Origin of the sequence: Roseomonas sp. OT10, assembly GCF_020991085.1 — a bacterium.
Classification (GTDB): Bacteria; Pseudomonadota; Alphaproteobacteria; order Acetobacterales; family Acetobacteraceae; genus Roseomonas; species Roseomonas cutis.
The window spans coordinates 94,845-118,664 of the sequence record NZ_CP087720.1 but is presented as its reverse complement, the minus strand read 5'-3'; the positions used below and the strand labels follow the sequence as shown (position 1 = coordinate 118,664).

The 23,820-nt window shown below is 67.3% G+C and carries 22 protein-coding genes and 1 pseudogene; 18 read left to right on the top strand and 5 right to left on the bottom strand.

Annotated elements, in window-relative coordinates; genetic code table 11:
- Positions 1-81 precede the first annotated feature (81 nt).
- From LPC08_RS24870 to LPC08_RS26380, 12 genes and pseudogenes are all read left to right on the top strand, one after another.
- A complete protein-coding gene (locus tag LPC08_RS24870; RefSeq protein WP_230453358.1) occupies positions 82-1,407 on the top strand; it encodes an alpha/beta hydrolase in 1,326 nt (441 codons plus the stop codon).
- Between the two features lie 161 nt (positions 1,408-1,568).
- On the top strand, positions 1,569-1,991 hold the full coding sequence (locus tag LPC08_RS24865) for a MarR family winged helix-turn-helix transcriptional regulator (RefSeq protein WP_230453357.1): 423 nt from the start codon (positions 1,569-1,571) through the stop codon (positions 1,989-1,991).
- A 156-nt stretch (positions 1,992-2,147) separates the two neighbouring features.
- Positions 2,148-4,142, top strand: coding sequence for an FAD-binding monooxygenase (locus LPC08_RS24860; RefSeq protein WP_230453356.1), 1,995 nt, complete (start codon positions 2,148-2,150; stop codon positions 4,140-4,142).
- A 738-nt stretch (positions 4,143-4,880) separates the two neighbouring features.
- The gene (locus LPC08_RS24855; protein WP_230453355.1) at positions 4,881-5,732 is read left to right on the top strand and encodes a hypothetical protein; all 852 of its coding nucleotides are present in this window, start codon (positions 4,881-4,883) and stop codon (positions 5,730-5,732) included.
- Positions 5,733-5,792: 60 nt separating this feature from the next.
- Positions 5,793-6,194 (top strand): hypothetical protein, encoded by a 402-nt coding sequence (locus LPC08_RS24850; RefSeq protein ID WP_230453354.1) that lies wholly within the window; start codon positions 5,793-5,795, stop codon positions 6,192-6,194.
- A 285-nt stretch (positions 6,195-6,479) separates the two neighbouring features.
- Positions 6,480-6,890, top strand: coding sequence for an IS66-like element accessory protein TnpA (tnpA, locus tag LPC08_RS24845; protein WP_073140531.1), 411 nt, complete (start codon positions 6,480-6,482; stop codon positions 6,888-6,890).
- Positions 6,887-7,243 (top strand): IS66 family insertion sequence element accessory protein TnpB, encoded by a 357-nt coding sequence (gene tnpB, locus LPC08_RS24840; RefSeq protein WP_073140533.1) that lies wholly within the window; start codon positions 6,887-6,889, stop codon positions 7,241-7,243. Before tnpA ends, tnpB begins: the two co-directional genes overlap by 4 nt.
- A 13-nt stretch (positions 7,244-7,256) precedes the next feature.
- Positions 7,257-8,831, top strand: coding sequence for an IS66 family transposase (gene tnpC, locus LPC08_RS24835; protein WP_073140535.1), 1,575 nt, complete (start codon positions 7,257-7,259; stop codon positions 8,829-8,831).
- A 146-nt stretch (positions 8,832-8,977) separates the two neighbouring features.
- Positions 8,978-10,249: an IS256 family transposase gene (locus LPC08_RS24830; protein ID WP_230453353.1), complete on the top strand. Its 1,272-nt coding sequence runs from the start codon at positions 8,978-8,980 to the stop codon at positions 10,247-10,249.
- A 33-nt stretch (positions 10,250-10,282) separates the two neighbouring features.
- A pseudogene (gene istA / locus LPC08_RS24825) lies at positions 10,283-11,701 on the top strand (IS21 family transposase); the annotation flags it as partial.
- Positions 11,691-12,470, top strand: a complete 780-nt coding sequence (istB, locus tag LPC08_RS24820) for an IS21-like element helper ATPase IstB (RefSeq protein WP_230453185.1) — start codon at positions 11,691-11,693, stop codon at positions 12,468-12,470. The pseudogene istA and the gene istB, both read left to right, overlap by 11 nt.
- A 117-nt stretch (positions 12,471-12,587) precedes the next feature.
- On the top strand, positions 12,588-12,746 hold the full coding sequence (locus LPC08_RS26380; RefSeq protein WP_441295849.1) for a secretion/conjugation apparatus DotM-related subunit: 159 nt from the start codon (positions 12,588-12,590) through the stop codon (positions 12,744-12,746).
- Here the strand turns inward: LPC08_RS26380 and LPC08_RS24815 are convergent, their stop codons facing one another.
- Positions 12,747-14,021, bottom strand: coding sequence for an IS256 family transposase (locus tag LPC08_RS24815; protein WP_230448719.1), 1,275 nt, complete (start codon positions 14,019-14,021; stop codon positions 12,747-12,749). It abuts the gene before it with no gap.
- Between the two features lie 123 nt (positions 14,022-14,144).
- Here LPC08_RS24815 and LPC08_RS24810 point away from each other — a divergent pair, with 123 nt between their 5' ends.
- From LPC08_RS24810 to LPC08_RS24790, 5 genes are all read left to right on the top strand, one after another.
- Positions 14,145-14,381, top strand: coding sequence for a secretion/conjugation apparatus DotM-related subunit (locus LPC08_RS24810; protein ID WP_230453352.1), 237 nt, complete (start codon positions 14,145-14,147; stop codon positions 14,379-14,381).
- 70 nt (positions 14,382-14,451) lie between these two features.
- Positions 14,452-14,949, top strand: a complete 498-nt coding sequence (locus LPC08_RS24805; protein WP_230453351.1) for a hypothetical protein — start codon at positions 14,452-14,454, stop codon at positions 14,947-14,949.
- A gap of 3 nt (positions 14,950-14,952) precedes the next feature.
- The gene (locus LPC08_RS24800; RefSeq protein WP_230453350.1) at positions 14,953-17,268 is read left to right on the top strand and encodes a type IV secretory system conjugative DNA transfer family protein; all 2,316 of its coding nucleotides are present in this window, start codon (positions 14,953-14,955) and stop codon (positions 17,266-17,268) included.
- Positions 17,269-17,422: 154 nt separating this feature from the next.
- Positions 17,423-17,734, top strand: coding sequence for an HU family DNA-binding protein (locus LPC08_RS24795; RefSeq protein WP_230453349.1), 312 nt, complete (start codon positions 17,423-17,425; stop codon positions 17,732-17,734).
- Between the two features lie 69 nt (positions 17,735-17,803).
- A complete protein-coding gene (locus LPC08_RS24790; protein ID WP_230453348.1) occupies positions 17,804-18,079 on the top strand; it encodes an HU family DNA-binding protein in 276 nt (91 codons plus the stop codon).
- A gap of 24 nt (positions 18,080-18,103) precedes the next feature.
- Here the strand turns inward: LPC08_RS24790 and LPC08_RS24785 are convergent, their stop codons facing one another.
- From LPC08_RS24785 to LPC08_RS24770, 4 genes are all read right to left on the bottom strand, one after another.
- Positions 18,104-18,544: a hypothetical protein gene (locus LPC08_RS24785; RefSeq protein WP_230453347.1), complete on the bottom strand. Its 441-nt coding sequence runs from the start codon at positions 18,542-18,544 to the stop codon at positions 18,104-18,106.
- Complete coding sequence (locus LPC08_RS24780) at positions 18,541-19,227, bottom strand: DUF7168 domain-containing protein (RefSeq protein ID WP_230453380.1); 687 nt, start codon at positions 19,225-19,227, stop codon at positions 18,541-18,543. Before LPC08_RS24780 ends, LPC08_RS24785 begins: the two co-directional genes overlap by 4 nt.
- A gap of 35 nt (positions 19,228-19,262) precedes the next feature.
- Positions 19,263-19,427 carry a hypothetical protein gene (locus tag LPC08_RS24775; protein WP_230453346.1) on the bottom strand — a complete coding sequence of 55 codons (165 nt, stop codon included), beginning with the start codon at positions 19,425-19,427 and terminating at the stop codon, positions 19,263-19,265.
- A gap of 555 nt (positions 19,428-19,982) precedes the next feature.
- Positions 19,983-21,845 (bottom strand): DEAD/DEAH box helicase, encoded by a 1,863-nt coding sequence (locus LPC08_RS24770; protein WP_502592170.1) that lies wholly within the window; start codon positions 21,843-21,845, stop codon positions 19,983-19,985.
- 776 nt (positions 21,846-22,621) lie between these two features.
- On the opposite strand from LPC08_RS24770, the gene LPC08_RS24765 reads away from it, so the two are divergent.
- Entirely contained in the window at positions 22,622-23,803 is a 1,182-nt protein-coding gene (locus LPC08_RS24765) for a Fic family protein (RefSeq protein WP_230453344.1), read from the top strand.
- Positions 23,804-23,820: the final 17 nt, after the last annotated feature.

The following is a 23,820-nucleotide window of genomic DNA, read 5'->3' as shown; positions in this document are numbered from 1 at the left end:
AATCAATGACCTGGGCTGGCGTCAAGCTAACCCGCTGATACCACTCAACTTAATTTCGGATCAGGCTCTCAGGAGGTTACGATGAAACGAAGAATCCGGATCACGGCCCTGGCCGTCCTGGCTGCGATGGGCCTTGCCGGCCCGGCACAGGCGCAGGTAGCTCCGAGCCATGTTCCCCTGGGCGCAGCACAGGGTCTGTTTTACCGGCCGGAAGGCCGGAACGCGCATGTGGCGTTCCTGATCGTCCACAGGACATCGGACTACCTGCGGCACATCGGCTGCACGGAGCTGCCGCGGCGTGGCTTTGCCGCGCTCTGCATGAACACGCGCTTCGTCAATAACGAGCTGTTGGTGGACTGGGACCGCATCGCGCTCGACGTCAAGGAAGGCGTCGCCTTTCTGCGCCGGCAGCCGGGCATCCGCAGCATCGTCCTATTGGGGCACAGCGGCGGCGGCCCGACACTGAGCTTCTACCAGGCCGTGGCCGAGGCCGGCACCGCATTCTGCCAGGATCCCCGCAAGCTGGTTCCTTGCCGCGACGACCTGGCCGGCCTGCCGTCCGCGGACGCCCTGATCCTGGCGGACGCGCATCCCGGCGTGCCGGTGATCCTGCTCCGCAGCCTGAACGGCGCCGTGCTGGACGAGACGCCCGGCCGGTTCGACCCGGGCCTGGACCCTTACAAGCCGGCGAACGGCTATGATCCAAACGGCTCCTCCCGCTACACGGCGGAGTTCCAGGCCCGGTACTACGCTGCACAATCGGCCCGCATGAACCGGCTGACTGACGACGTGCTGGCCCGCCGCCAGCGCATCGCCGAAGGGCGCGGACCGTACCCCGACAACGACATCGTTGTCATCCCGCACGGAGGCAATCCCGGGCCTGGCCCCGGCGGCGCGTCGCAGTTGCACAGCCTGGACACGGCCGCGCCACTGCGCCGCACGATGCGGCCACAGCAACTGCTCCGCAACGATGGCAGCATCCTGCGCCAGATCGTCCAATCGGTCAGCCCGCCGGAGCTGGACACCTTCGCGACCACCAACAGCTTCGACCGCGGCACCAAGCTGCTGTCCATCCGCTCCTACCTCAGCACGCAGGCGGTGCGCTCCATCAACTCCCTCGACGGCATCGACCATTGCTCATCGAACAACTCCACGGTCTGCGCCGTGGGCAGCATCAGCAAGCCGCTCCTCATCATGGGCATGACGGGCTACCTGTTCATCCGCGACTCCGAGGAAGAGTTCGAGGCCGCTCGTAGTGCCGACAAGGACCTGGTCTTCATCGAGGGCGCCACACACGGCTTCACGCCTTGCCGGACATGCGACGCAAACCCCGATGCGTTCCAGAACAGCGTCCGCAACATGTTCGACTATATCGCGCGCTGGGTCGGGCAGCGCTTTCCGGGATAACGGCGCACACCCGATGGGTCGGCCCTTGGCCACAGGCGCGGGAGCCGTGCAGGACGGCAGGGTGGAGGGCTCAGCCCCGGTAGCGATTTCCCTTCGGTGCGATCTGCTCTAGAGGCTCTGCTGCCCCAACCGCCGCGGAACGCCTGATGTTGATAGACGCAATGTACGACATGCCCGGCCATCTGATCCGCCGGGCACACCAAGTTTCGGGCGCCATCTTCACCGCCCATCTCTCTGGATACGACATCACCTCCGTGCAGTACGCCGCGATGACGGCCGTCGCCGCCCAGCCTGGCATCGACGCGACGCGGCTCTCGGAGCTGATCGCTTTCGACAAGGCCACGCTCGGCGGCGTGCTCGACCGACTGGAGGCGAAGGGCCTGATTGCGCGCCAGCCTTCGCGCCACGACCGGCGGGTGAAGAGCGTGACGCTGACCAAGAGCGGGGCGATGCTGCTCCGGACCATCGATGCCCGCGTAGTGGCGGCGCAGGCGGAGATGATGCAGCCCCTGTCGCGGGCGGAGCAGGCGCAGTTCATCGCTCTCCTGAAGAAGTTTGTCAGGCAGCCGCCGGCAACCGATTGAGCGTATACGTACTTTATGCATTCATCCGTTAGCGCTGAAGAAGCGCGCAAGAGAGGATGACGTGCAAGCCCACCGACGCCCCCGTCTCATCGCGTGCCGCGTCACAGGCTCTGCACATCTTCGGCCGCCATCGAAGGCCGTCCACTGGAGATGAGCATGCAGTTCCACCTCAACGGCTTCCGTACGGGCGATCCGGACATGCCTGCGGCGGACGGTGCGGTGGCGCCTGCCGCGCCCCTCCCTCTTCCGGAGGTGACGGACGTTCTGATCGTCGGCTGCGGCCCGGCGGGACTGACGCTCGCTTCTCAGCTCTCCGCCTTCCCCGGCATCACCACACGCATCGTGGAGCAGAAGCCTGGCCCGCTGCTGCTGGGCCAAGCGGACGGCATCGCCTGCCGCACCATCGAGATGTTCAATGCCTTCGGCTTCGCGGAGCGTGTGCTGCGCGAGGCCTACTGGGTCAACGAGACGGTGTTCTGGAAGCCCGACGACACCGCCCGCTCGACGATCCGGCGCAGCGGCCGTATCCAGGACACCGAGGACGGCCTGTCCGAGTTCCCGCACGTCATCCTCCACCAGGCGCGCGTTCACGACTTCTACCTCGACATCATGCGGCGTGGCGCGGCGCCGGTGCGACCGGATTACCAGCGCCGCTTAGCCGGGCTGGAGATCGCGCCGCCCAGCGAGGCGGCATCCCACCCCGTCACCGCGCGCATCGAGTGCATCGATCCCGGGCATGAAGGGAAGATCGAGACGATCCGCTGCCGCTACGTGATCGGCTGCGACGGCGCGCGCAGTGCGGTGCGGCAGGCACTGGGCGTAACGCTGCGCGGCGATTCCGCCAACCAGGCCTGGGGCGTGATGGACGTGCTCGCTGTCAGCGATTTCCCCGACATGCGGCTGAAAGCGGTGATCCATTCCGCTCGGGAAGGCAACATGCTGATCATCCCGCGCGAGGGTGGCTACCTCGTGCGGCTCTACATCGAGCTAGACAAATTGAACGAGGACGAACGCGTCGCTAGCCGCAACATCGATGTCAACCACCTCATTGCAGCGGCACAGCGCATCTTGCGGCCCTACACGCTGGAGGTCAGGGAAGTGGCGTGGTGGTCGGTTTACGAGATTGGCCAGCGCATGTGCGAGCGGTTCGATGACGTACCCGTGGAGCAGGCGGGCACGCGCCTGCCGACTGTCTTCATCGCTGGCGACGCTTGCCATACCCACAGTCCCAAGGCCGGACAGGGCATGAACGTCTCCATGCAGGACGCGTTCAACCTGGGCTGGAAGCTCGCGGCCGTGCTACGTGAACAGGCCGATCCAGCGTTATTGACGACCTATTCCGCGGAACGCCACGCCGTCGCTGAGGAACTGATTGCCTTCGACCGCAAACTGGCGAAGATGTTTTCCGCGCCCCCGAAGGATCCTGATGATCCGAATAGCGAGGGCGTTGATCCCGCCGAGTTCCAGAAGTACTTCGTTGAGCAGGGCCGATTTGCCGCCGGAACGGCGATGCGGTATCCACCCTCTCGGATCACGGGAGAGGCGACGCACCAGCACCTCGCGCAAGGCTTCACCATTGGCATGCGCTTCCATTCCGCGCCGGTGATTCGGCTCGCGGACGCCAAGCCGATGCACCTGGGGCACACGGTCAGGGCGGATGGGCGCTGGCGCCTCTTTGCCTTTGCCGCTGCGGAGGACCCCGCCGACCCGGCCTCGGGCCTCCAGGCGCTGTGCCGATTCCTGGAGCACGACATCGCCTCACCGATCCGGCGCTACACGCCGGCAGGCCAGGACATCGACACGGTGATCGACCTGCGCGCGGTCCTGCAGCAGCCGCATCGCGATATTGCCATCGGCGCCCTGCCCGCACTGCTGCGTCCCGCAAAGGGACGATACAGGCTAACGGACTACGAGAAGGTGTTCTGTGCCGACAGGAGGAACGGGCCTGATATCTTCGATCTCCGCAGCGTCGAACGCGGCCGTGGCTGCGTGGTGATCGTGCGGCCGGATCAACATGTGGCACATGTGTTCCCACTGGACGATCATGCCGGCATCGCCACATTTTTCCGCGGCTTCATGCTGGATGCACAGGGCAGCGAAAGGGAGCCAACATCTTTGTCCGCATGCCGCCCGTCCGCATGCGACCTTTAAAAAGTCATCAGGAGGAAATGCCTGTGGAACCTATCCTACCCCGTCAGCCGTCTTGCCTGCCCTCGCCCTCGCAGGGAGATCTGGCGTGACCCAGGATCTCCACGCGCTGCTGGGCGATCTCGTGATCGCTAACCGCATCCTGGCACACGAAGGCGTTCTGGACGATTTCGGCCACATTGCCGTGCGCCATCCGGGATACAAAGCGTCTTCGCGATCCAGCTCTGGAGCTACCTTTTGGGATCCTGGCAGCCGCAGCGGAGTGGCCGATTTCTGGTGGCGTTCGACGACCTGCCAGGCGTTACTGTGCCCGACGCGAGTCAATCAGGGCCCGTATCTTTCGTTCCTGCAGGCTTGCCCTCCATCACGCATGCCAAGGTCCTCGAGGGAATTGCTGCAGGCGGCTACATCCGAGGGGTCATGGTGGAAGCTCAGAAGCCGGGCAATCGGGCGACGCGCTATGCGTTCTACGTCCTCACTTCGTGGCAGCTGGGCTATCACGTTTTTCATACTGCATGGCCCTCCCGGCCACGTTTGTTCAAGGACCCTGGCCGGTTCATGGAGATGCTCCGGTTCGAGTCCCAATTCCTCGGAACCGTCAGCGTCAGGCTGGCAGGAGAGCAGGTCGCGCAGAAGAGCGCCCGGCTTCGTATCCGGCGAGAAGGTTCGTCAAACGAGTCTGTGGAGTCTTAGGAGAGCGACGATCTGGCATAAGGCCGACGGGGCGCAGGAGGCCGTACGATGATGCTGAGCGCTCTTCGTGATGAGGTGCTTGCAGATGTAAAGGCGGCGGCCGGCGCCTACGAGGAATTGCTCAGCACGGCCGATGAACACCTCCTTGCTCTTTGCACCTCCCTGACCGAGATGGATGCTGCACTCTTTGCGCAGGTCGAACGTGGCTCCCTGATGACGTCGAGCGAGCACGACGAACTGATGCGAGCGATGACTGAGACGGATGCCGGTCGAGTCGACGTCGCCTATCGGATCTCCGACATTCCTGCATTGAGCGCGAATGGCTTGAAGGGCAAGTTGGCCGTCATCGAGCGATTGCTGTCGCGTCGGCACGACGATCCGACGCCCGCGCGGGATGCGCTGCTGCTCTCGTTCATAACTGACATTGAGCGCATCTGTGATGCTGCGCTGATAGGCCGGAACTGCAGCGTCTCGGGACTTGTCGATGAGGACGGCGCGCTTGTCGCCGCCAGTCAGGCTTGCCTGGCGCTGCTCGCGCAAGTGGCGGAAGGATACGCGCGGCTGGAAGACTTAACCCTGCCTCCGGAGCAGCTCGACGTCCTGTCGGCAGCGTTGTTCCCGACCTGGCAGAAGGCGCATGAGGCCATTACGTCGCTCTGGAGAATGCGGGCGTTGTCACTTCATACGGCTCAAGCCAAAGCCAGTGTCCTGAAGCAGGCGCTGAAGATGGACGACGGCGACACCTACGACCTCCGCGTCGACCTGGCCCGGTCCTACATCAGTGATGTGGCTTGGCTCCTGGCGGAAGCCGATCGTGATTGCGCCTTGGCCGGCCCCACTGGCCACTGGTGGAACAGCCTTACGAGCCGGATCTTGCGGCGCAGAGTGCCGCGGCAATAACCCGTACACCGTTCGCACGGCGGCCTCCTAACCTCCACTCATTTACGCAGTGGAGGCGTTATGCGATCCTATCTTCTGGCTTCGTGCCTGGTCCTCGTGCCCGGGCTTGCCCTGGCTGAGCCGCATTGCAGCCTGCCGCCTCCCTTGCCGGGGCAGGAATGGGCGCAAGCCAACCCGCAGCTCCCCTCGATGATCCAGGTCGGCGCTCCCGCCAGCCCGGCCCAGGTCCAAGCGCCCGCTGTAGCTCCGTCGCCGGCGTCGGCGCCGCGCGGCTCCGGGACGCAAGCGTCCGCTGAGGCGGTGCAGCAGCTGCCGGCCCTGCAGCGCATCGTGGCCTCGGGGGCGACGCTGACCGACCTGGGCCAGTATCATGGGATGCACCGCGTGGTGGCCCGCACGAGCGACGAGCTGATGGTGGTTTCCACCACGCCGGACGGGCTGTTGATTTGCACTGAGAGCTGACCCGGGAAGGGTCAGAGTTTCCGCCGAGAAATGACCCGTGTCTGTTCACCTCCCCGACCGGCTGTTCGGGGTTATCGGAGTGATCGACATGGAGTTGTTGAGCGTAATCCGCCGGTGGCACTACCGGGATCGCATCCCGATCCGCGAGATCGAGCGGCGGACGGGCCTGTCGCGGAACACGATCCGCAAATACCTGCGGTGTAAGCGTGGCCACGAGGCCCGTCTTCCGGCGCGGTTGGTGGATGTGCTGGGTCGGCTTGGAGCAGGGAGCTTCGGGCCGACATTATGGTCGACATTAGTGGTGACGCGAAGGACGGCGGATATCGGCGTGTCGAGGTTCTGACCGGACCTGGCCGTCGGCGGAAGTGGTCGGACGACGACAAGGCACGGATCGTAGCGGAGACGCTGCGGCCCGGCACGGTGGTGGCCGAGGTGGCACGACGCTGGCAGGTCAGTTCGCAGCAGGTGTTCACGTGGCGGCGGGAGATGCGGCGTGCTGCGGTGGCGCCGCTGAGCTTTGTGCCGATCGTGCCGGCGCCGTCGATGCCTGTGCCCGAGCCGACAACAGTCTCGTCGGCAGGTTCCTCGCCACCGATCGAGGTGGAACTGGCGGGAGCGGTGCTGCACGTGGTGCCTGGCACAGATGTGGACCTGCTGACGATGGTGCTGCGGGCGATCCGGACATCGGCGGCATGATCGCGCCCCCGGCTGGCGCGCGGATCCTGCTGGCGACGAAGCCGGTCGACTTCCGCAAGGGCGCGCACAGCCTGGCGGCGCTGGCCGCCGAGGTGCTGGGCGCAGATCCGTTCTCCGGGGCGGTGCTGGTGTTCCGTTCGCGCCGTGCCGACCGGATCAAGATCCTCCTCTGGGACGGCGGCGGCCTGGTCCTGGTCTGGAAGCAATTGGAGGGAGGCGCGTTCCGCTGGCCGCCGGTGGTGGACGGCGTGCTGCGTCTGACGCCGGTGGAGTTCGCCGCGCTGTTCGACGGGATCGATTGGCGGCGCGTGCAAACGCTGCGGGAGATTCCCACGCCGAGCGCGCCGGCATAGAATCCGCGGCACGATGCGCGCCGCGGGAGACGACAGGCCGACACTGCCGGAGGACCCCGCAGCCCTGCGCGCGCTTCTGCTCGAGACGCTGGTCGAGGTCGACACGCTGGTCGCCGAGCGTGATGCGCTGACGGCGCAGAACGAGCGCCTCCAGCACCTGCTGCTGAAGCTGAAGCGCCGGCAGTTCGGGCAGAAATCCGAGAGGCTCCCCGAGGAGCAACTGCTGTTCGCCTTCGAGGAGATCGAGGCGACGCTGGCCGGGAACGCGGCCGAGGCCGGCAAGGCCTCTCCGGCGCTGCGCGACCAGCACAAGAAGCGCCGCCGGGCAGGCCGGGGCCGACTGCCGGCGCACCTGCCGCGCATCGAGCAGGTGCTGGCGCCCGAGGCGACGGTGTGCCCCTGCTGCCAGGGCCCGCTGGTCGAGATCGGCACCGATGCCGCCGAGCGGCTCGACGTGATCCCGGCGCGGTTCCGCGTCCTCGTCACGAAGCGGCCGAAGCTGGCCTGCCGGGCCTGCGCCGGCGTGGTGCTGCAGGCGCCCGCGCCGGCCCGCCTGATCGAGGGCGGGGTGCCGACCGAGGCAACGGTCGCCCACGTGCTGGTCTCTCGCTACGCCGACCATCTGCCCCTTTACCGCCAGGCGCAGATCCTGGCGCGGCAGGGGATCGAGATCGGCCGCGAGGTGCTGGCCGACTGGACCGGCACGGGGGCGCTGGAGATCATCCCGGTGGTCCGGCGCATGCGGGAGATCCTGCTGGCCTCCTCGCGGCTGTTCGCCGACGAGACCACGATGCCGGTCCTCGACCCTGGACGTGGCAAGACCAAGAAGGGCTATGCCTGGGCGATCGCGCGCGACGACCGGCCCTGGGGCGGGACGGACCCGCCGGCGGTGGTGTTCCACTACGCGCCGGGCCGCGGCGCCGAGCACGCGAAGGCACTGCTGGGCGGCTATCGCGGCATCCTCCAGTGCGACGGCTACGGCGCTTACAAGACGCTCGCCGCGGCGAGCGAGGGCATCACGCTGGCATTCTGCTGGTCGCACCTGCGCCGGCAGTTCATCGAGCTAGCCAAGGGCAAGACCGCGCCGATCGCCACCGAGACGCTGCAGAGGATTGCCGCCCTCTACGCGGTCGAGGCGGAACTGCGCGGCAAGCCGCCCGACATCCGCCGCGCCGTCCGCCAGGAACGAAGCCGCCCCCTTGTCGAGGACCTGTTCGCCTGGTTCTCGGCGCACCTCGCGCGGCTGCCGGGCAGCAGTCCGACGGCAGAGGCCATCCGCTACGCGCTGAACCATCGCGACGGCCTGATGCGGGTCCTCAAGGACGGTCGGATCGAGCTGGACACGAACACGGTGGAGCGCGCCATCCGACCGATCTGCCTCAGCCGCAAGAATGCGCTCTTTGCCTCCGGCGACGATGGCGGGGCCAGATGGGCGGCCGTGGCCTCGTTGGTGGAGACCTGCAAGCTCAACAGCGTCGACCCGCAGCGCTACCTCACCACAGTGCTGACGCGCCTGGTCAACGGCTGGCCCAACAGCCGCATCGACGAGCTCATGCCATGGCACTGCGCGGCCGACGAAAACAGCTGACGATCAAGCAAAGGCCGCAAGGGTCCGTAGACCTCGCTTACCCTGCGGGAGCTATGGCCGAAACTGGGTGATGGCGATATGAGAGAGGCGGCGTATCGAGGTGGGTGGAAGCCTGCCTGAACCTCCCGAAGGAGCGATACGCCGAGATGAGCGATACCACTGTTGTCCCCCTTCGTCAGCCGGAGACGGTCGAGGATCCGCTGACGGCGGTCCTGAGGAGCGGCGCCCGCCGGCTCCTGGCCCAGGCCATTGAGGCCGAGGCGGAGGCCTTTCTGGCCGAGATGAAGGGGGAGCGGCTACCGGACGGGCGTGAGCGCCTGGTTCGGCACGGGCATGGCCCGGAGCGTCTGGTCCAGACCGGGATTGGCCCGGTGCCGGTGCAGCGGGTCAAGCTGCGCGACCGCGGCGCCGGCGAGGAGGCAGGTGGCGAACGGATCCGCTTCACCTCGGCTCTCCTGCCGCGCTGGGCACGGCGGACGCGGAGCCTGGATGCCCTGCTGCCGATCCTCTACCTGCGCGGGGTCTCGATGGGCGATTTTCAGGAGGCGCTCGGGGCCTTGCTGGGCCGCGACGCCCCGAACCTGTCGCCGTCGGTGGTCGCGCGGCTGCGCGACGAGTGGCAGGCGGACTACGCACGCTGGCAGCGGCGCGACCTGTCGGCCCGGCACTACGTCTACATCTGGGCCGATGGTGTCTACCTGCAGGCGCGCATGGAGCCGCAGGCCGAGTGCATGCTGGTGCTCATTGGCGCCACCCCGGAAGGCAAGAAGGAGCTGCTCGGCTTTCAGGTGGGCCTGCGCGAGAGCACGCAGAGCTGGCGGGAACTGCTGGTCGACCTCAAGGCCCGTGGCCTGGCGATGGCGCCCGAACTGGCCACGGGCGATGGCGCGCTCGGCTTCTGGAAGGCGCTGGAGGAGGTCTCGCCGGCGACCCGGCATCAGCGGTGCTGGGTGCACAAGACCGCCAACGTGTTGGACAAGCTGCCCCGGTCCGTCCAGCCGGCCGCCAAGGCCGACCTGCGCGAGATCTGGCAGGCGCCCGACCGCGACACGGCCGAGACGGCGATCACCAGCTTCGCCGGGAAATACGGGGCCAAGTACGAGAGGGCCGTCACCTGCCTGGTGAAGGACCGGGACGCGCTCCTCAGCTTCTACGACTTCCCCGCCGAGCACTGGGACCACCTCCGCACCTCGAACCCCATCGAGAGCGTGTTCGCCACCGTCCGACACCGCACCGTCCGGACCAGGGGCGCCCTGTCCCAGGACACCGCCCGGCTCATGGTCTTCAAGCTCGTCATGGCCGCCGCCAAGACTTGGCGCCGGCTGAAGGGCGAGAACCAGTTGCCCAAGCTCATCCAGGGCGTCACATTCAAGAACGGCGTCGAGGTCATCAACACGCCAGCACAGAACGCCGCCTGATCACCGCGTCACCCAAATTCCAGCGTAGCTCCCCTGCGGTCGAACACGGTTGAAGTGAAGTTCAAGGTTCCCGAGCGTCCGAGCCGCCTGGACCCGTTTGCCGACAAGCTCTCGGAATGGCTGAGGGTGGAGGCGGGCAAGGGCCGCAAGGGGCGCCGGACGGTGCGTCAGATCCACGCGGACCTGGTGTCCCTGGGTTATGGCGGATCCTACGGCCGGGTCGCAGCCTTCGTCCGGCGCTGGCAGGCGAGACGGGAGGTGGCGCAGCGGACCACCGGGCGCGGGGTGTTCGTACCGCTCGCCTTTCAGCCCGGCGAGGCGTTTCAGTTCGACTGGAGCGAGGACTGGGCGACGGTGGGCGGCAAGCGGCTCAAGCTGCAGGCCGCCCATACCAAGCTGTCCCACAGCCGAGCCTTCGTTATCCGGGCCTACAAACTGCAAACCCACGAGATGCTGTTCGACGCTCTGGCCGAGGCATTCCGGGTGCTGGGCGGGGTGCCGCGTCGCGGCATCTTCGACAACATGCGGACGGCCGTGGATCGCGTCGGCACGGGCAAGGTCCGGCAGGTCAACGCGCGGTTCCAGGCGATGGCCAGCCATTACCTGTTCGAGCCGACATTCTGCTCTCCGGCCTCAGGTTGGGAGAAAGGTCAGGTCGAGAAAAACGTCCAGGACGCCCGGCGGCAGATCTGGCAGGGCATGCCGCCGTTCGCGGATCTGTCCTCCCTTAACGCCTGGCTGGAGGCCCGCTGCATCGAGCGCTGGGGCGAACTGTCCCACGGGGTGCTGCCGGGCAGCGTCGCCGAGGTGCATGCCCGGGAGAGGGCGAGCCTGATGCCGATGGGACGGGCGTTCGACGGCTTCGTCGAGCACGCCAAGCGGGTGTCGCCGACCTGCCTCGTGCACTTCGAGAGCAACCGCTACAGCGTCCCCGCCTCGTTCGCCAACCGGCCGGTGAGCCTGCGGGTCTATCCCGACCGGCTCGTCGTGGCAGCCGAGGGACAGATCCTGTGCGAGCACGCCCGGATCGTCGAGCGCTCGCACGACGTCCCCAGCCGCACCGTCTACGACTGGCGGCACTACCTGGCGGTGATCCAGCGCAAGCCGGGAGCGCTGCGCAACGGCGCGCCCTTCGCCGAGATGCCGGAGGCATTCCGCAGGCTCCAGGCCCAGCTCCTCCGGCGGCCAGGAGGCGAGCGGGAGATGGTGGACATCCTCGCCCTGGTGCTGCAGCACGACGAGGGGGCCGTGCTCTGCGCCGTGGAACTGGCCCTCGAGGATGGCGTCGCCACCAAGACCCACATCCTCAACATCCTGCACCGCCTGACCGACGGCATGAGCACGGCCGCGGCGATCGATGCACCCCAGGCCCTCGCCCTGAACCAGGAGCCGAGGGCCGACACCGGCCGCTACGACGCGCTGCGGACCCGCGAGGTGCGCCATGCGTCATGATCCCGCCAGTGCCGCCCTCGTGGTCATGCTGCGCGGGCTCAAGATGTTCGGTATGGCCCAGGCAGTCACCGAGCTGGTGGAGCAGGGCGCGCCGGCGTTCGAGGCGGCGGTCCCCATCCTCTCCCAGTTGCTCAAGGCCGAGATGGCTGAACGCGAGGTGCGCTCGATCGCCTACCACATCAAGGTAGCCCGGTTCCCCGCCTACAAGGATCTGGCGAGCTTTGATTTCGCCGTGAGCGAGGTCAACGAGGCGACGGTCCGGCAGCTGCACCGGGGCGAGTTCACCGAGCGGGCCGACAACGTCGTGCTCATCGGCGGGCCAGGCACCGGCAAGACGCACCTCGCCACGGCCCTGGGCGTCCAGGCCATCGAGCATGGCCGCAAGAAGGTCCGGTTCTACTCCACCGTCGACCTGGTGAATGCGCTGGAGCAGGAAAAGACCGCGAACAAGGCCGGGCAGCTCGCCGACCGCCTGCTCCGTCTCGACCTCGTCATCCTCGACGAGCTCGGCTACCTGCCGTTCAGCTCCTCGGGCGGTGCGCTGCTGTTCCACCTGCTCAGCAAACTCTACGAGCGCACCAGCGTCGTGATCACCACCAACCTGAGTTTCAGCGAGTGGGGTGGCGTGTTCGGCGACGCCAAGATGACCACGGCCCTGCTCGACCGGCTCACCCACCACTGCCACATCCTGGAGACCGGCAACGACAGCTTCCGGTTCAGGAGCAGCTCGGCCGAGCCCAGGAACAGGAGGACCAAAACACCCGCTTGACCCACGACCAGAGCCCGCGGGACATATCTCTGCACGGGTCAGTTCTCGATGGAAACGTAGGGTCAGTTCTCAGCGAAACTCAACATCCCGGCCGCCCTCGTCGAGGAAGCGGACCGGGTGTTGCGGGACGCGGCGGTGCGCAAGCCAGCGCTGAGGATCGCCGACGGGCACGCCTACACCACGACGGCGCTGATGTCGGTTCTGAACGAGGCGCGACGCCGCTCAGGCGTTCTACCGCCCGTCTCGAGCTATGCTGGAAACTGGGTGACGCCGTGATCAGGCGGCGTGCTGCGCTGGCGTGTTGGTAACCTCGACGCCGTTCTTGAATGTGATGCCCTGGATCAGCTTGGGCAACTGGTTCTCTCCCTTCAGCCGGCGCCAGGTTTTGGCCGCAGCCATGACGAGCTTGAACACCATCAGCCGAGCGGTGTCCTGCGACAGTGCGCCCTTGGTGCGGACGGTCCGGTGCCGGACGGTGGCGAACACGCTCTCGATGGGGTTCGAGGTGCGTAGGTGGTCCCAGTGTTCGGCGGGGAAGTCGTAGAAGGTCAGCAGAGCGTTGCGGTCCTTCAGCAGGCAGGTGGCCGCCTTCTCGTATTTGGCCCCGTACTTCTCGGCGAAGGTCGTGATCGCCGCTTCCGCTGTCGCGCGGTCCGGCGCCTGCCAGATCTCGCGTAGATCGGCCTTGGCGGCTGGCTGGACCGACCTCGGCAGCTTATCCAAGACGTTGGCGGTCTTGTGCACCCAGCACCGCTGATGACGGGTGGCCGGGCAGACCTCCTCGAGCGCCTTCCAGAAGCCGAGCGCGCCATCGCCTGTGGCCAGTTCGGGCGCGATCATCAGGCCACGGGCCTTGAGGTCGACCAGCAGTTCCCGCCAGCTCTGCGCGCTCTCGCGCAGGCCCACCTGGAAGCCAAGCAGCTCCTTCCTGCCCTCCGGCGTGGCGCCGATCAGCACCAGCATGCATTCGGCCTGCGGCTCCATCCGGGCCTGCAGGTAGACGCCGTCGGCCCAGACATACACGTAGCGACGGGCCGACAGGTCGCGCCGCTGCCAGCGCGTGTAGTCCGCCTCCCAGTCGTCCCGCAGCCGCGCGATCACCGAGGGCGACAGGTTCGGCGCCTCGCGGCCCAGCAGGGCCCCGAGCGCCTCCTGAAAGTCGCCCATCGAGACCCCGCGCAGGTAGAGGATCGGCAGCAGGGCATCCAGGCTCCGCGTCCGCCGCGCCCAGCGCGGCAGAAGAGCCGAGGCGAAGCGGATGCGCTCGCCGCCCGCCTCCTCGCCAGCACCGCGGTCGCGCAGCTTGACCCGCTGCACCGGCACCGGGCCGATCCCGGTCTGCACCAGCCTCTCCGGGCCATGCCCGTGCCGCACCAGGCGCTCGCGCCCATCCGGCAGCCGCAAGCCCCTCATCTCGGCCAGGAAGGCCTCCGCCTCGGCCTCAACCGCCTGGGCCAGCAACCGGCGGGCCCCGCTCCTCAGGACCGCCGTCAGCGGGTCCTCCACCGTCTCAGGCTGACGAAGTGGAACGACAGTGGTATCTTTCGTCATGGCGTATCGCTCCTTCGGGAGGTTCAGGCAGGCTTGTCACCCACCTCGATACGCCGCCTCTCTCACACCGCCATCACCCAGTTCCGGCCATAGCTCCCCGTCTCCTTCAGCGGCCTCAAGCTGGTGGACCGGCCGCTCTGGTATGCGCTGCATTCCTTGGGCTTCCCCGGTGACGGTCCGGGTCAGAACACCCACCCGAACCCCCGCGTCGAAGCCCTCGGTGCGCGCGACCATTGGGCGGCGGAGCGCGCCGCCCGCGCTCCGCTCGTCACGCCGATGCTGGACCAGGCTCTCGCAGCCATTCGCGCGGCCCATCGGCAGCATAGCGAAGCGCAGCGGGCCGCCACGCTCGACATCTGATCTGGCGAAACTCGCTACGTCCATTCGCACGGAGCCCCCTCTCCCTGAGGGGACACACGCAGGAGGCACCATGAACCCGTCCCATCTCAGCCTGGTCGTCGGTGGCGCCGCTGCGCCGAGCGCCGACCATCCCGACACCACCACGCCGCTGCCCGGAGCTGGCACGCTGCATCTCCACCTTCATGTCGGCGGTGAAGCCAGGGCTCCCGGGGAGAAGGGCCAGCCCCTCAGTCGCTGGACCGGCCTCTTGGCGGGCATGGCGCTGGTGGTGGCCTTCGGCGGTGGCTATCAGATCGGCCATCGGCCGGCGCGGGATGACGTGTCCAACCTGCGCCCGCCAGCTCTGTCCGAGTTCACGCCCCCGGCTGAGGCGGTGATGCCGAGCACCGCGCGCGGGCTGCCGGCCATCCAGCGCGACTTGGCGCTGCCGCCCCGGATCATCCCGCCGCAGGGCGCCGCGCCGCAGGCGGCCACCGCACCCGCCGCTCCAAACGCGCCCGGCACCCCCGCTGCCGCCGGCACAGGCCCAGCCGGGCCGAGCCGCAACGCCTTCGGCCTCGAGAACTGACCCATGATCCAGCGTGAGATCCTCGGGCCGCAGGAGCGGTTCGAACGATCCGGCACCCAGGGTCTCCGCGACGTCCGGCCCTTCACCACTCGCTTCGTGGAGGGGCTGAAGAGCTCTGCCTCGGCCCTGGTACTCGCCGGCATGGCTGGGGCGACCTTCTTCTACCCGGCCTGCCTTGATCTGACCCTGCCGGTCTCGCTGCTCTATGGCACCTGGGTGCTGACTCGCCGGTCCACCCTGCCGATCCGACTGCCCCGCAGCGCCGAGGTCCTGGATTACAACTACCCGGACCCGGCCACCCGCCGTGCTCGCATGGCCGCGGGCTCCATCTTCCTTGGCTGGGACCAGGGCACCGGCCAGGAACTCTGGATCACCAACGAGGACGGCCGCCAGCACGGCACCATCCCGGGCACCACGGGCGCGGGCAAAACCACCGCCATCCTGAGCCTGCTCAGCAATTCACTCACCCACGGTAGCGGCTTCGTGCTGGTGGATGGCAAGGCCGACAACAAGCTCTATGGCGAGATCTACGCCCTGGCGCGGTCCTTTGGCCGCGAGGACGATGTGCTCGCGCTCAATTTCCTGACCGCGAGCGGGATCAAGGAGAGCAACACCTTCAACCCGTTCGCCACGGGGAACGCCGACGCGATCCGCGAACTGCTGGCGAGCCAGCTTGGCGAGCAGCAGGCCAATGACAGCAACGGGGTGTTTCGCGCCCGCGCTATCGCGCTGATCGGCACCATGGCCCCGGTGCTGGTCTGGATGCGCGACCACAAGGGCGTGCCGATCAACATCGAGACGATCCGCTTTGCGCTGGAGCTGCGGGGCATCTGGATGCTGGCCACGCAGCGGATCTTCTGCTCGCGCAACGCCGAGACGGGCGAGGTGATCGAGATCCCCGTTCCCGACATGCCGGAGGATATCATCTACCCGGCGAGCGCCTATCTCGGCGAGCTGCCGGGCTACGACACCTCCGTGCCCTACAACGAGCAGAAGGGCGACGAACCCTCGAAGCAGCACGGCTTCGCACTGTTCTACTTCACCGCAACCTTCACCCAGCTCGCGGTATCGCTCGGGCACATCTTCAAGGTGCTGAGCGGCGACATCGACATGCGCGACGTGGTGCTCAACCGGCGCATCCTGGTGGTGAACCTGCCGGCGCTGGAGAACTCCGACGACACCCTGGCGGCGCTCGGCAAGATCGTCGTGGCCAGTTTGCGCGGCATGCTGGCCCAGCTGCTCGGCGCCAAGCTCTCAGGCGATTCGAGCGAGATCTTCTCCCTCAAGCCAGGGATGGGCGAAGGGCCATTCCACGTCGCCTTCGACGAGCTGGCCTATTACGCGACCAACGGCATGGATCGCATGCTGGCCATGGGGCGCGGCCTGAACATCATGTTCTGGCTCGGCTTCCAGGAGCTGTCCGGCATCTGGGCCCGCCTCGGTGAGAAGACCGCGTCGCTGCTCGGCAACGCCAACCTGACCATCGCCATGCGCCAGCAGGACGCGCAGCGCACCCGTGAGTGGATCGAGAAGACCGCCGGGCAGACCTATGTCACGCAGGCCACGTCCTTCCAGGGCGGCAGCGACGGCGTGTATCGCGAGGCGCAGCACGCCGAGATGCGCCAGGTCGGCCGCGTCGAGTGGAACGACCTGCAGCGCCTGCTCGAGGGCGAGGCGATCGTGCTGTTCGGCGGCCGGCGCATCTACGCCAAGCTGTTCCACGCCAAGGTCGACAGCAACGGACCGATCCGCCTCAACGTGCCCCTGATGCTGGCGGCTCCCCCTGTCGAGGCGGTGCGGAGCCGCCGGGACGGCATCGCCGCGCTCTCCGAGCTGATCGAGACCGGCGAACTTACCCGCGGTAGGTCGGCCGAACTGCCGCCGGTCCTCCGGGCGGTGGTCGACGGCTTCAAGGCCTCGGACGCCCCCGACGTTCCGGGCCGGGTCGCAGCGGCGATCGCGGCCGTGGAGGCCGTTCCGCCCGATCCCCGGCCGGACGGCACCCGTGCCGAGCCGCCGGAGGGCGACTTCCGCCAGATGCTGGGGGAGGCCGCCGAAGGATCGGACGACGGCGACATGGGACAGGGGCTTCCGGGAGGCAACGTCGATCCCGAGGCTATCCCCCTGCTGACCGAGATCGAGCGCCATGGCGGCGCGACCGGCGCCGCCGCACGCCGGAACAGCCTCGTCGCGATCGGCGCCGGGCAGGAGGCGCAAAGCGCCCTCCCGCCCGGCCCCCATCCAGCCATGACCGCGGCCGAGCTGCGTGTCCGCATCGACCAGATCATCGAGCGGATTGCGGCCCGACCACGGAGATGAACATGGACAGCACCACCAGGCTGGCTCGTCACACAGGCTCCAGAGCGGCGATGGCTTTCATGAGGGTTGCTCGTAAGCAGCCGGCGGCCGAGACACCCCGAAGCCGGAGTTCCGCACTCTTGTTGCATGCCGAAGCTGCCCCTAAAGACGTGTCATGTCGAAGAAATTCCTCACCGATGTGATCCAGCAATCGTCGGGCCTGACGGGCGTTGCCTCAGGTCAGGTCGCGGCCGACCTCATTGCCGCCATCAAAGCCGAGATCGTCGAGACTAGGCGCTTCTCCTTGCCGGACTTCGGCTCCTTCGCGGTCCGGGAGACCCCGAAGCGGAGCGCACTCAATCCGCGCACCGGCGAGAAGGTGGCGGTTAAAGCCGGCGCGACGGTCAAGTTCAAGGCGGCACCGTCTCTGAAGGAGGCTGCCTTCGCCGGAGTGAAGAAGGCCAGGCGCAAGGCCGCCAAGGGCTGACGACAAAAGGCCACCGTCCGCCGCCATCCCATCACGCGCCAGCCTTGCATCCATCGAGGGATTAGCACGATGAATACAGCAGAGTTGATCAGCCATGTCTCCGCCGAGGCTGGCTTGGAGAAGGTCGCGGCAAAAAAGGCCGTCGACTCTGTCATTGCGGCGATCCTCGCCGCGGCAAAGCGCGGTGATGAGGTGAACCTCGCCGGATTCGGCAAGTTCAAGGTGAAGGACGTCCCCGCCCGGCAGGGCCGGAATCCCGCAACCGGCGAGACGATCGAGATTGCGGCTGCGCGCAAGCTCACCTTTTCGCCGGCCAAGCAGGCAAAGGACGCCCTCGCCGTCTGACACGGTTCTCGGCGTCAACATCGATCAGCGTGCATCGACGAAGACCGGCTTGGCCGAGAGTTCCACCTCGATGCCATGGGCTTTGACAGTGCGGAGCAGTTCCTCCTGTCCCAGCCGCAAATATCGCGTGAGGAGCTGAAGGTAGAGGCCGACGAAGCGCGGCCCATGGGCGTCGGTCTCGTCGTCAGCCGTGCTGCTCAGCGCGTGCGCGAGTTCATGCAGGAGCAGGAAAGAGGGTACAGGGTCCGGCAGGCGCAGCACGAGCCGAGAGCCGGTACCCTGGAGGCGCCGAGCCTGACGGGGCAGGGGCTCCACCCTGGGTGGCCAGCGCAGTCCCATCTCCGCCCAGATAGCGTCGACCATACCCTGGGCAGCGGCAAAGGGGAGGGGAGCCTGACCATAGGGCGTGACCGCCTCCTCCTCCCAGGTATAGACCCGGGCGCGCTGAGCGTCGCGCGATCTCACGGCCGGAGTAGCCCGCCTCGAGCGCTCGCGAGGGGCCGGTCAAGGTTGACGCGGCCGCCGGCAGCATAGCCCTGCTGGTAGGCTCCATCCTCCCGGATCCCGCTACCACGGCCGTTGACGAGGCGGATCTTGGTGGCCTTGAAAGCTTCCTCGACCACGCTGGTCTTGACCACCATCAGTGCGGTGCCGGTCACCCGCTGGGCGGAGACGGCCTTGTCTCGTGCCTGGTGCATGGCTTCCAGCCGCTCGTCCAGTCGCCCGGCCATGCCGCGCGCAAAGCTGGTGGAGGCGGCCCGCAGGTCCTGACCCCGCAGGTGGGGCGAGCGGACACGGAAGGCGCGCACCTCCTCGATCATGGCGCGGTCGATCACGGCATAGAGGTAGGTGGCGAGCACCACGTCCGGCTCGAAGCCAAAGAAGACGTAGCGCGGGCGGTCCTCATCGGCAGCAAGCCAGACGCGGCATTCGCAGAAGCGCGCGATGGCCGGCACACAGCCATCGATCGGCCGGCGCCGCCGACCGGGAAGGGGAACCTCGCGCTGGATGCAGGGCTCGGCCCGGAGGTCCACCTCCTCCATGCTGAGGGCGTAGCGCTCCAGGAGCCGTCCGACCATCTCGGCGGCAGCCATTGCCTCGGCTTCGGTGCAACCATTGGCGATGGTACGGTCGGCGAGAGCCCGGATCCGGGCCTTGACCCGCTCGCGCTCGGCAGCCTGGCTCAGAAGGCGTCCTCCAGCGCGTCCAGGTCCACCGGCTGGATCGAGAACCAGACCGGCTCCGGGCTGCGGGCAGCGTTGCGAAGGATGGGCTTGGCGGCCGAGAGCAGGTCCTCGAGCGAGCGGAAGGGGTTTACCGCTTCCTCACCATCGCCGGTCCGCATCATCAAGGCGTGGCCGGCTTTGAACCCGCGCGGGGCAGGGGAGGGGCTGCGTTCCCGCGAGGCTGACGGCTTTGGCAGCGGGGGCGGGGTGACGGGCACGGGGACCGCTTTGGCTGGCATAGGCTCTTCAAGTGGAGCCCCCTTGGGGTCCGCCTCAGTGGGCACCCGGGGACCGGCGGAGATCATGTCCGGCTCCGGCACTGCGGCCGCGATCGGTCGTGGTAGGGCGGGCGCTGGATCCGCAGCTGACGCGACCGGCTCGGCGGAACCGGCCTCGCCTGCCTGCCGGAGTTTGGCGAGGATGGCATAGATGTTGGCGGGGGTGCAGCCATAGCTGGCGGCCACGCCCGCGACCTTCTCTCCCCCGACTTCGACCCTCTCGCGAATCCGGGCGTGCTCCTCCCGAGCGATCCGAGGCATGCCTTGCCCTCCAGCATCAAGAACGAACAAAGAACATCTTCTATCTCGACCGACGCGCCTGGGAAGATTCAAATTTGAATCCGGCGCCACGAGAACGGGGCTGCGCGTCCTGGAGCGAGGCGCACCCTAGCCCGGCTCTTATGCTGACCTGGCCTTTGTTCTCGCCGGCCGGCGGTCGGGCCTGCCGACGGGCGGCTTCCACTCCGTGCGCTTCCGGACGGACCAGGCGTAGCGGGCATCGTCCTCGAGCAGGTGCAGGTGGTCAGAGAGGCGATTACGCTCCATCCAGCCAATCGCCGCCTGCAGCTCGGCAAGGCTCATTTGGGCCCGACTCTTGTTGCCGCTCACGCGCTTCAGGCAGGCATTGTAACGGTGATACAGGCCAGGGCCACCAGCGCCCCCGCGCAGCCCGGACCGACCTGCCTCGTCCTCGACCGCTTGGGCGGCCACCATTTCACCGAGCCGCGCCCGAAGCCGCCGCTCCGCCACGGAGGGCGCCTCAAGCATCTCGCCCTGTGCCTCCTCCTGCTCGGGGCGGCGCATCGCGAGTTCCGGTCCCGGTCGGAGAGTGTCGAAGCGCATGGCGAGAGCGTTGGAGGTAAGGGGGGTGATGCCCTCCTTCGGCGGCGGTAGCTGGTCACGCAGCCAGAGCGGCAGCGCGCCCTGACCGCGGCCGGGCTTCGGCCGACGCGCCAGGGTACCCTGCTCCGTCTCCATGCGGCGGCGGAACTGCGCAAAGAGCGGATCGTCGGGGTGGAACACCAGGGCACGCTGTTCCTCGTAGGGACCGGCATTCGGGTCCACCCGCGTCGCGCGGGCGACCATCTGCTCCAGCCAGGGGCGGGAGCGGATATGTGTCAGGGCCGCAACGACGGCGACTTCTGGTGCGTCCAGCCCCTCATAAGCCATGGCGACCGTGACCAGGATCGAGGGTTCCGGCCGCAGTCGGAAGGCGGCGAGCACCTCGTGGGCGCGCGGGGTGTCGGAGGTGGCAATCTGCGCCACCTCGTCCGCCTGGCCGGCCGGGATCCAGCGCCGGATCACCTCGAGGTAGTGCTTGGCGGCAGCCTGGTCGGGGGCGACGACGAGCAGCTTACCCAAGCCCCGGGCGGCGGCCCCCGCCGGCAGGCCGCGTGCCTCCCGGCGGCGCGCGCGCAGGTCGCGGACGGCCAGGAAGGCCTCCCGCAGCAGCGCTTCGGCAAAACCGGTGCGCAGTGCGGTGAAGAGGGCAGGGCGGGTGGTCTCCTCGGGATAGGCCCCGGCAAGGCGATGGGGGCCGACCTCGATGCCCTCCTCATCGCGCCAGCTGGCTTCGCCGTCCAGCGCCCCGAAGGTGACGGGAAGTACGGCCTTCTCGGCCAAGGCCTGGGCGCGCGAGTAGCCGATGACGGCCCAGCCGGGTGCGTCGAGCTCAACCTCTCGGGTGCGGGCCTTGGGGCCCTTGCGGTAGGGCAGCCAGAGGATGCCCCGCCCGTCCGCCCGCTCCAGCGTGCCCGAGAGCAGGAGACGGACTGTGGCGCATTCGAGGAGTGGCAGGATGGCGCGCGACCAGGCGCTGGCCTCGTCCTCCTCCGCCCGGGCCGCCTGGGCTGCGGCAGTGGGGTCGGTCTCGGCCAGCGCCGGGAGGTGGTGCATCTCGTCGATGACCAGCAGCGTCCGGTGCCTCCGGAACTCGGCGAGGTGCAGATCGGGCGCGGCCGTGACGCCCTGATACGTGGTGACGTAGCCAGCCAGCCCACGGGACGGGTCGGGCGTGTTGCCGGCAGCACGGACGGAAAGCCGGTGACCGAGCGTCGCACGCCAAGCCGGATCAGCGAAGGCCTCCTCGGCCTGCAGGCGCAGGCTGTCGCGCGGAACGACCCAGCAGATGCGCTCGACAATGCCGGCCTCTACCAGCCGGCTCGCGGCAAGGACCGGCAACAGCGACTTGCCGCCGCCTGGCGTGACGGCGGCCAGAACGTCCCTGGCCTCCGTAGCGCCGGTGGCGATCGCATCGATCACGCCGGCGAGACGCATCTGATGCGAGCGATAGGACCGTGGGATCAGAGCGGGGCACCCGAAAACCTGGACTGCTAGAATCCTGATTCTTTGGGATTCCGATGTCTACCCCCTCTGGGAGCGTTAACCCATCTGGCCGCAATCCGGATGGCCGCATCGAGGTTCTACAAGAGTAGAAGCAGAGCTTCGCTCATTGTCTAACCAACCGCCGTCTCCGACCCTTTCACGACATTGGCGCTCCTTGGCGCCAAGTCGAACATGAGAGTGAAAGCGGACATTGAGTCATTGGCGGTACAAGCGGCTGCTTCGCGCTCATCCCGGACATTCGACGATGTAGTTGATGTCCCTTGAAGCGGACCTTCGACGCAGAGTGCGTCGTCAATCCAGGGCACTGGCGAATGTGGCCGGATGGCTCCACCCTTGTCGGCATATCAAGAAGTACACCGGCTCGAAGCGGACACCTCATCACCATGCCGATCCAGAGCGTCGCTTCGGTGTAGCGGTTGGCGATCTCGAAATGGTATCGAAGGTCTTGCTGCCCACATGACTCGCAGGTCTCGATTAGAGCTTCGCGGTCGACGGTACTCTTGGTGAATGCCCACTCCGCGAACGCGGCTGGCAGCGTGCCGGCAACCGACAATGGCAGAATGCTGTCCCTGACCCTCTGCGTGTAACCTGACACCCTCCGACCCTTATTTAAGTCCGCTTACCTTAGCATCCTTGCTATTTAAGCCAAAAAGCGATTACTTTAATAGCCTGGGTTGGTCAAATTCGGAACCATGGTCGAAACTGCCACTGAGAGCCGCCGACTCGGCCGCTTCCTGGACACGCCGGTGGCCGGTGAAGTCGTGCGCGCCTTCGTGCCGCCGCCACTCCCTCCCGATCCGCCGATCGATGTGCTCTCCCTCCTCGAGCGCCTGAGTGTCGCCGAGCGGGCGCTGGGCCGACTCGACGGAATCACCATGCTCCTGCCGCGTCAGGAATTGTTTCTGTATATGTACGTCCGAAAGGAAGCGGTGCTCTCGTCCCAGATCGAGGGCACGCAATCGACGCTCTCGGACCTTCTCCGGTTCGAAACCGAAGCGCAGGCCGGCGAACCGATCGACGATATCCGCGAAGTCTCTAACTATGTCGACGCTATGATGTTCGGCCTTGAGCGCCTCGCGGAGCTGCCGCTGTCCCTCCGGCTCATTCGCGAGATGCACGCCCGCCTGCTTCGCAGCGGGCGCGGCGGCACCAAGAGTCCCGGTGAGTTCCGGCGATCGCAGAATTGGATCGGCGGGAATCGACCGAGCAACGCGCTTTACGTCCCGCCCCCCGTCACCGAACTCGACGCGGCCCTTGGCGCGCTCGAGGCCTTCATGCATGAGGACCGCTCGCGGCTCCCGGCGCTGATCAAAGCCGGCTTGCTGCACGTCCAGTTCGAAACCATCCACCCTTTCCTCGACGGTAACGGCCGCATCGGCCGCCTTCTCGTGACGCTGTACCTTTGCGTGCAAGGCGTCCTGCGGAAGCCGCTCCTCTATCTCAGCCTGTACCTGAAGACCCGACGCGCCGACTATTATCGGCTGCTGCAGGAGGTCCGCGAACGCGGCTCGTGGGAAACTTGGCTAGAGTTTTTCCTGGACGGTGTCGCCGAGACCGCCAACCAGGCCTTCGATGCAGCGACGCGCATCGCCGAGCTTTTCAAGCTGGATCGCGAGCGCATCGCGGCCGAAAGCGAGCGCGCGGGTTCAGCGCTGCGCATCCACGATCTTCTGCAGCAGCACCCGTATGTGACCAGCAATCAGCTCGTCCAGCGCACCGGCCTTTCATCCCCAACCGTGAACGCGGCCCTGGCCGACCTTGAGCGCCTCGGCATCGTCGAGGAAGTGACGGGACGGCGACGGGGCCGCGTTTTCGGCTATCGCCGCTACCTCGCCATCCTGAGCGAGGGGACTGACCCCCTCGCGACGTCCTGATTCCGTCATCGAAAGCA

What these genes read in the sequence shown, in the direction of transcription:
- LPC08_RS24870 (WP_230453358.1), top strand. Translation starts at nt 82, where the DNA reads ATGAAACGAAGAATCCGGATCACGGCCCTGGCCGTCCTGGCTGCGATG.
- LPC08_RS24805 (WP_230453351.1), top strand. Translation starts at nt 14,452, where the DNA reads ATGAACCCGTCCCATCTCAGCCTGGTCGTCGGTGGCGCCGCTGCGCCG.
- LPC08_RS24855 (WP_230453355.1), top strand. Translation starts at nt 4,881, where the DNA reads ATGATGCTGAGCGCTCTTCGTGATGAGGTGCTTGCAGATGTAAAGGCG.
- tnpA (WP_073140531.1), top strand. Translation starts at nt 6,480, where the DNA reads ATGGTCGACATTAGTGGTGACGCGAAGGACGGCGGATATCGGCGTGTC.
- LPC08_RS24850 (WP_230453354.1), top strand. Translation starts at nt 5,793, where the DNA reads ATGCGATCCTATCTTCTGGCTTCGTGCCTGGTCCTCGTGCCCGGGCTT.
- tnpB (WP_073140533.1), top strand. Translation starts at nt 6,887, where the DNA reads ATGATCGCGCCCCCGGCTGGCGCGCGGATCCTGCTGGCGACGAAGCCG.
- LPC08_RS24775 (WP_230453346.1), bottom strand. Translation starts at nt 19,427, where the DNA reads ATGATGCGGACCGGCGATGGTGAGGAAGCGGTAAACCCCTTCCGCTCG.
- LPC08_RS24790 (WP_230453348.1), top strand. Translation starts at nt 17,804, where the DNA reads ATGAATACAGCAGAGTTGATCAGCCATGTCTCCGCCGAGGCTGGCTTG.
- LPC08_RS24830 (WP_230453353.1), top strand. Translation starts at nt 8,978, where the DNA reads ATGAGCGATACCACTGTTGTCCCCCTTCGTCAGCCGGAGACGGTCGAG.
- LPC08_RS24815 (WP_230448719.1), bottom strand. Translation starts at nt 14,021, where the DNA reads ATGACGAAAGATACCACTGTCGTTCCACTTCGTCAGCCTGAGACGGTG.
- LPC08_RS24860 (WP_230453356.1), top strand. Translation starts at nt 2,148, where the DNA reads ATGCAGTTCCACCTCAACGGCTTCCGTACGGGCGATCCGGACATGCCT.
- tnpC (WP_073140535.1), top strand. Translation starts at nt 7,257, where the DNA reads ATGCGCGCCGCGGGAGACGACAGGCCGACACTGCCGGAGGACCCCGCA.
- istB (WP_230453185.1), top strand. Translation starts at nt 11,691, where the DNA reads ATGCGTCATGATCCCGCCAGTGCCGCCCTCGTGGTCATGCTGCGCGGG.
- LPC08_RS24795 (WP_230453349.1), top strand. Translation starts at nt 17,423, where the DNA reads ATGTCGAAGAAATTCCTCACCGATGTGATCCAGCAATCGTCGGGCCTG.
- LPC08_RS24800 (WP_230453350.1), top strand. Translation starts at nt 14,953, where the DNA reads ATGATCCAGCGTGAGATCCTCGGGCCGCAGGAGCGGTTCGAACGATCC.
- LPC08_RS24765 (WP_230453344.1), top strand. Translation starts at nt 22,622, where the DNA reads ATGGTCGAAACTGCCACTGAGAGCCGCCGACTCGGCCGCTTCCTGGAC.
- LPC08_RS24865 (WP_230453357.1), top strand. Translation starts at nt 1,569, where the DNA reads ATGTACGACATGCCCGGCCATCTGATCCGCCGGGCACACCAAGTTTCG.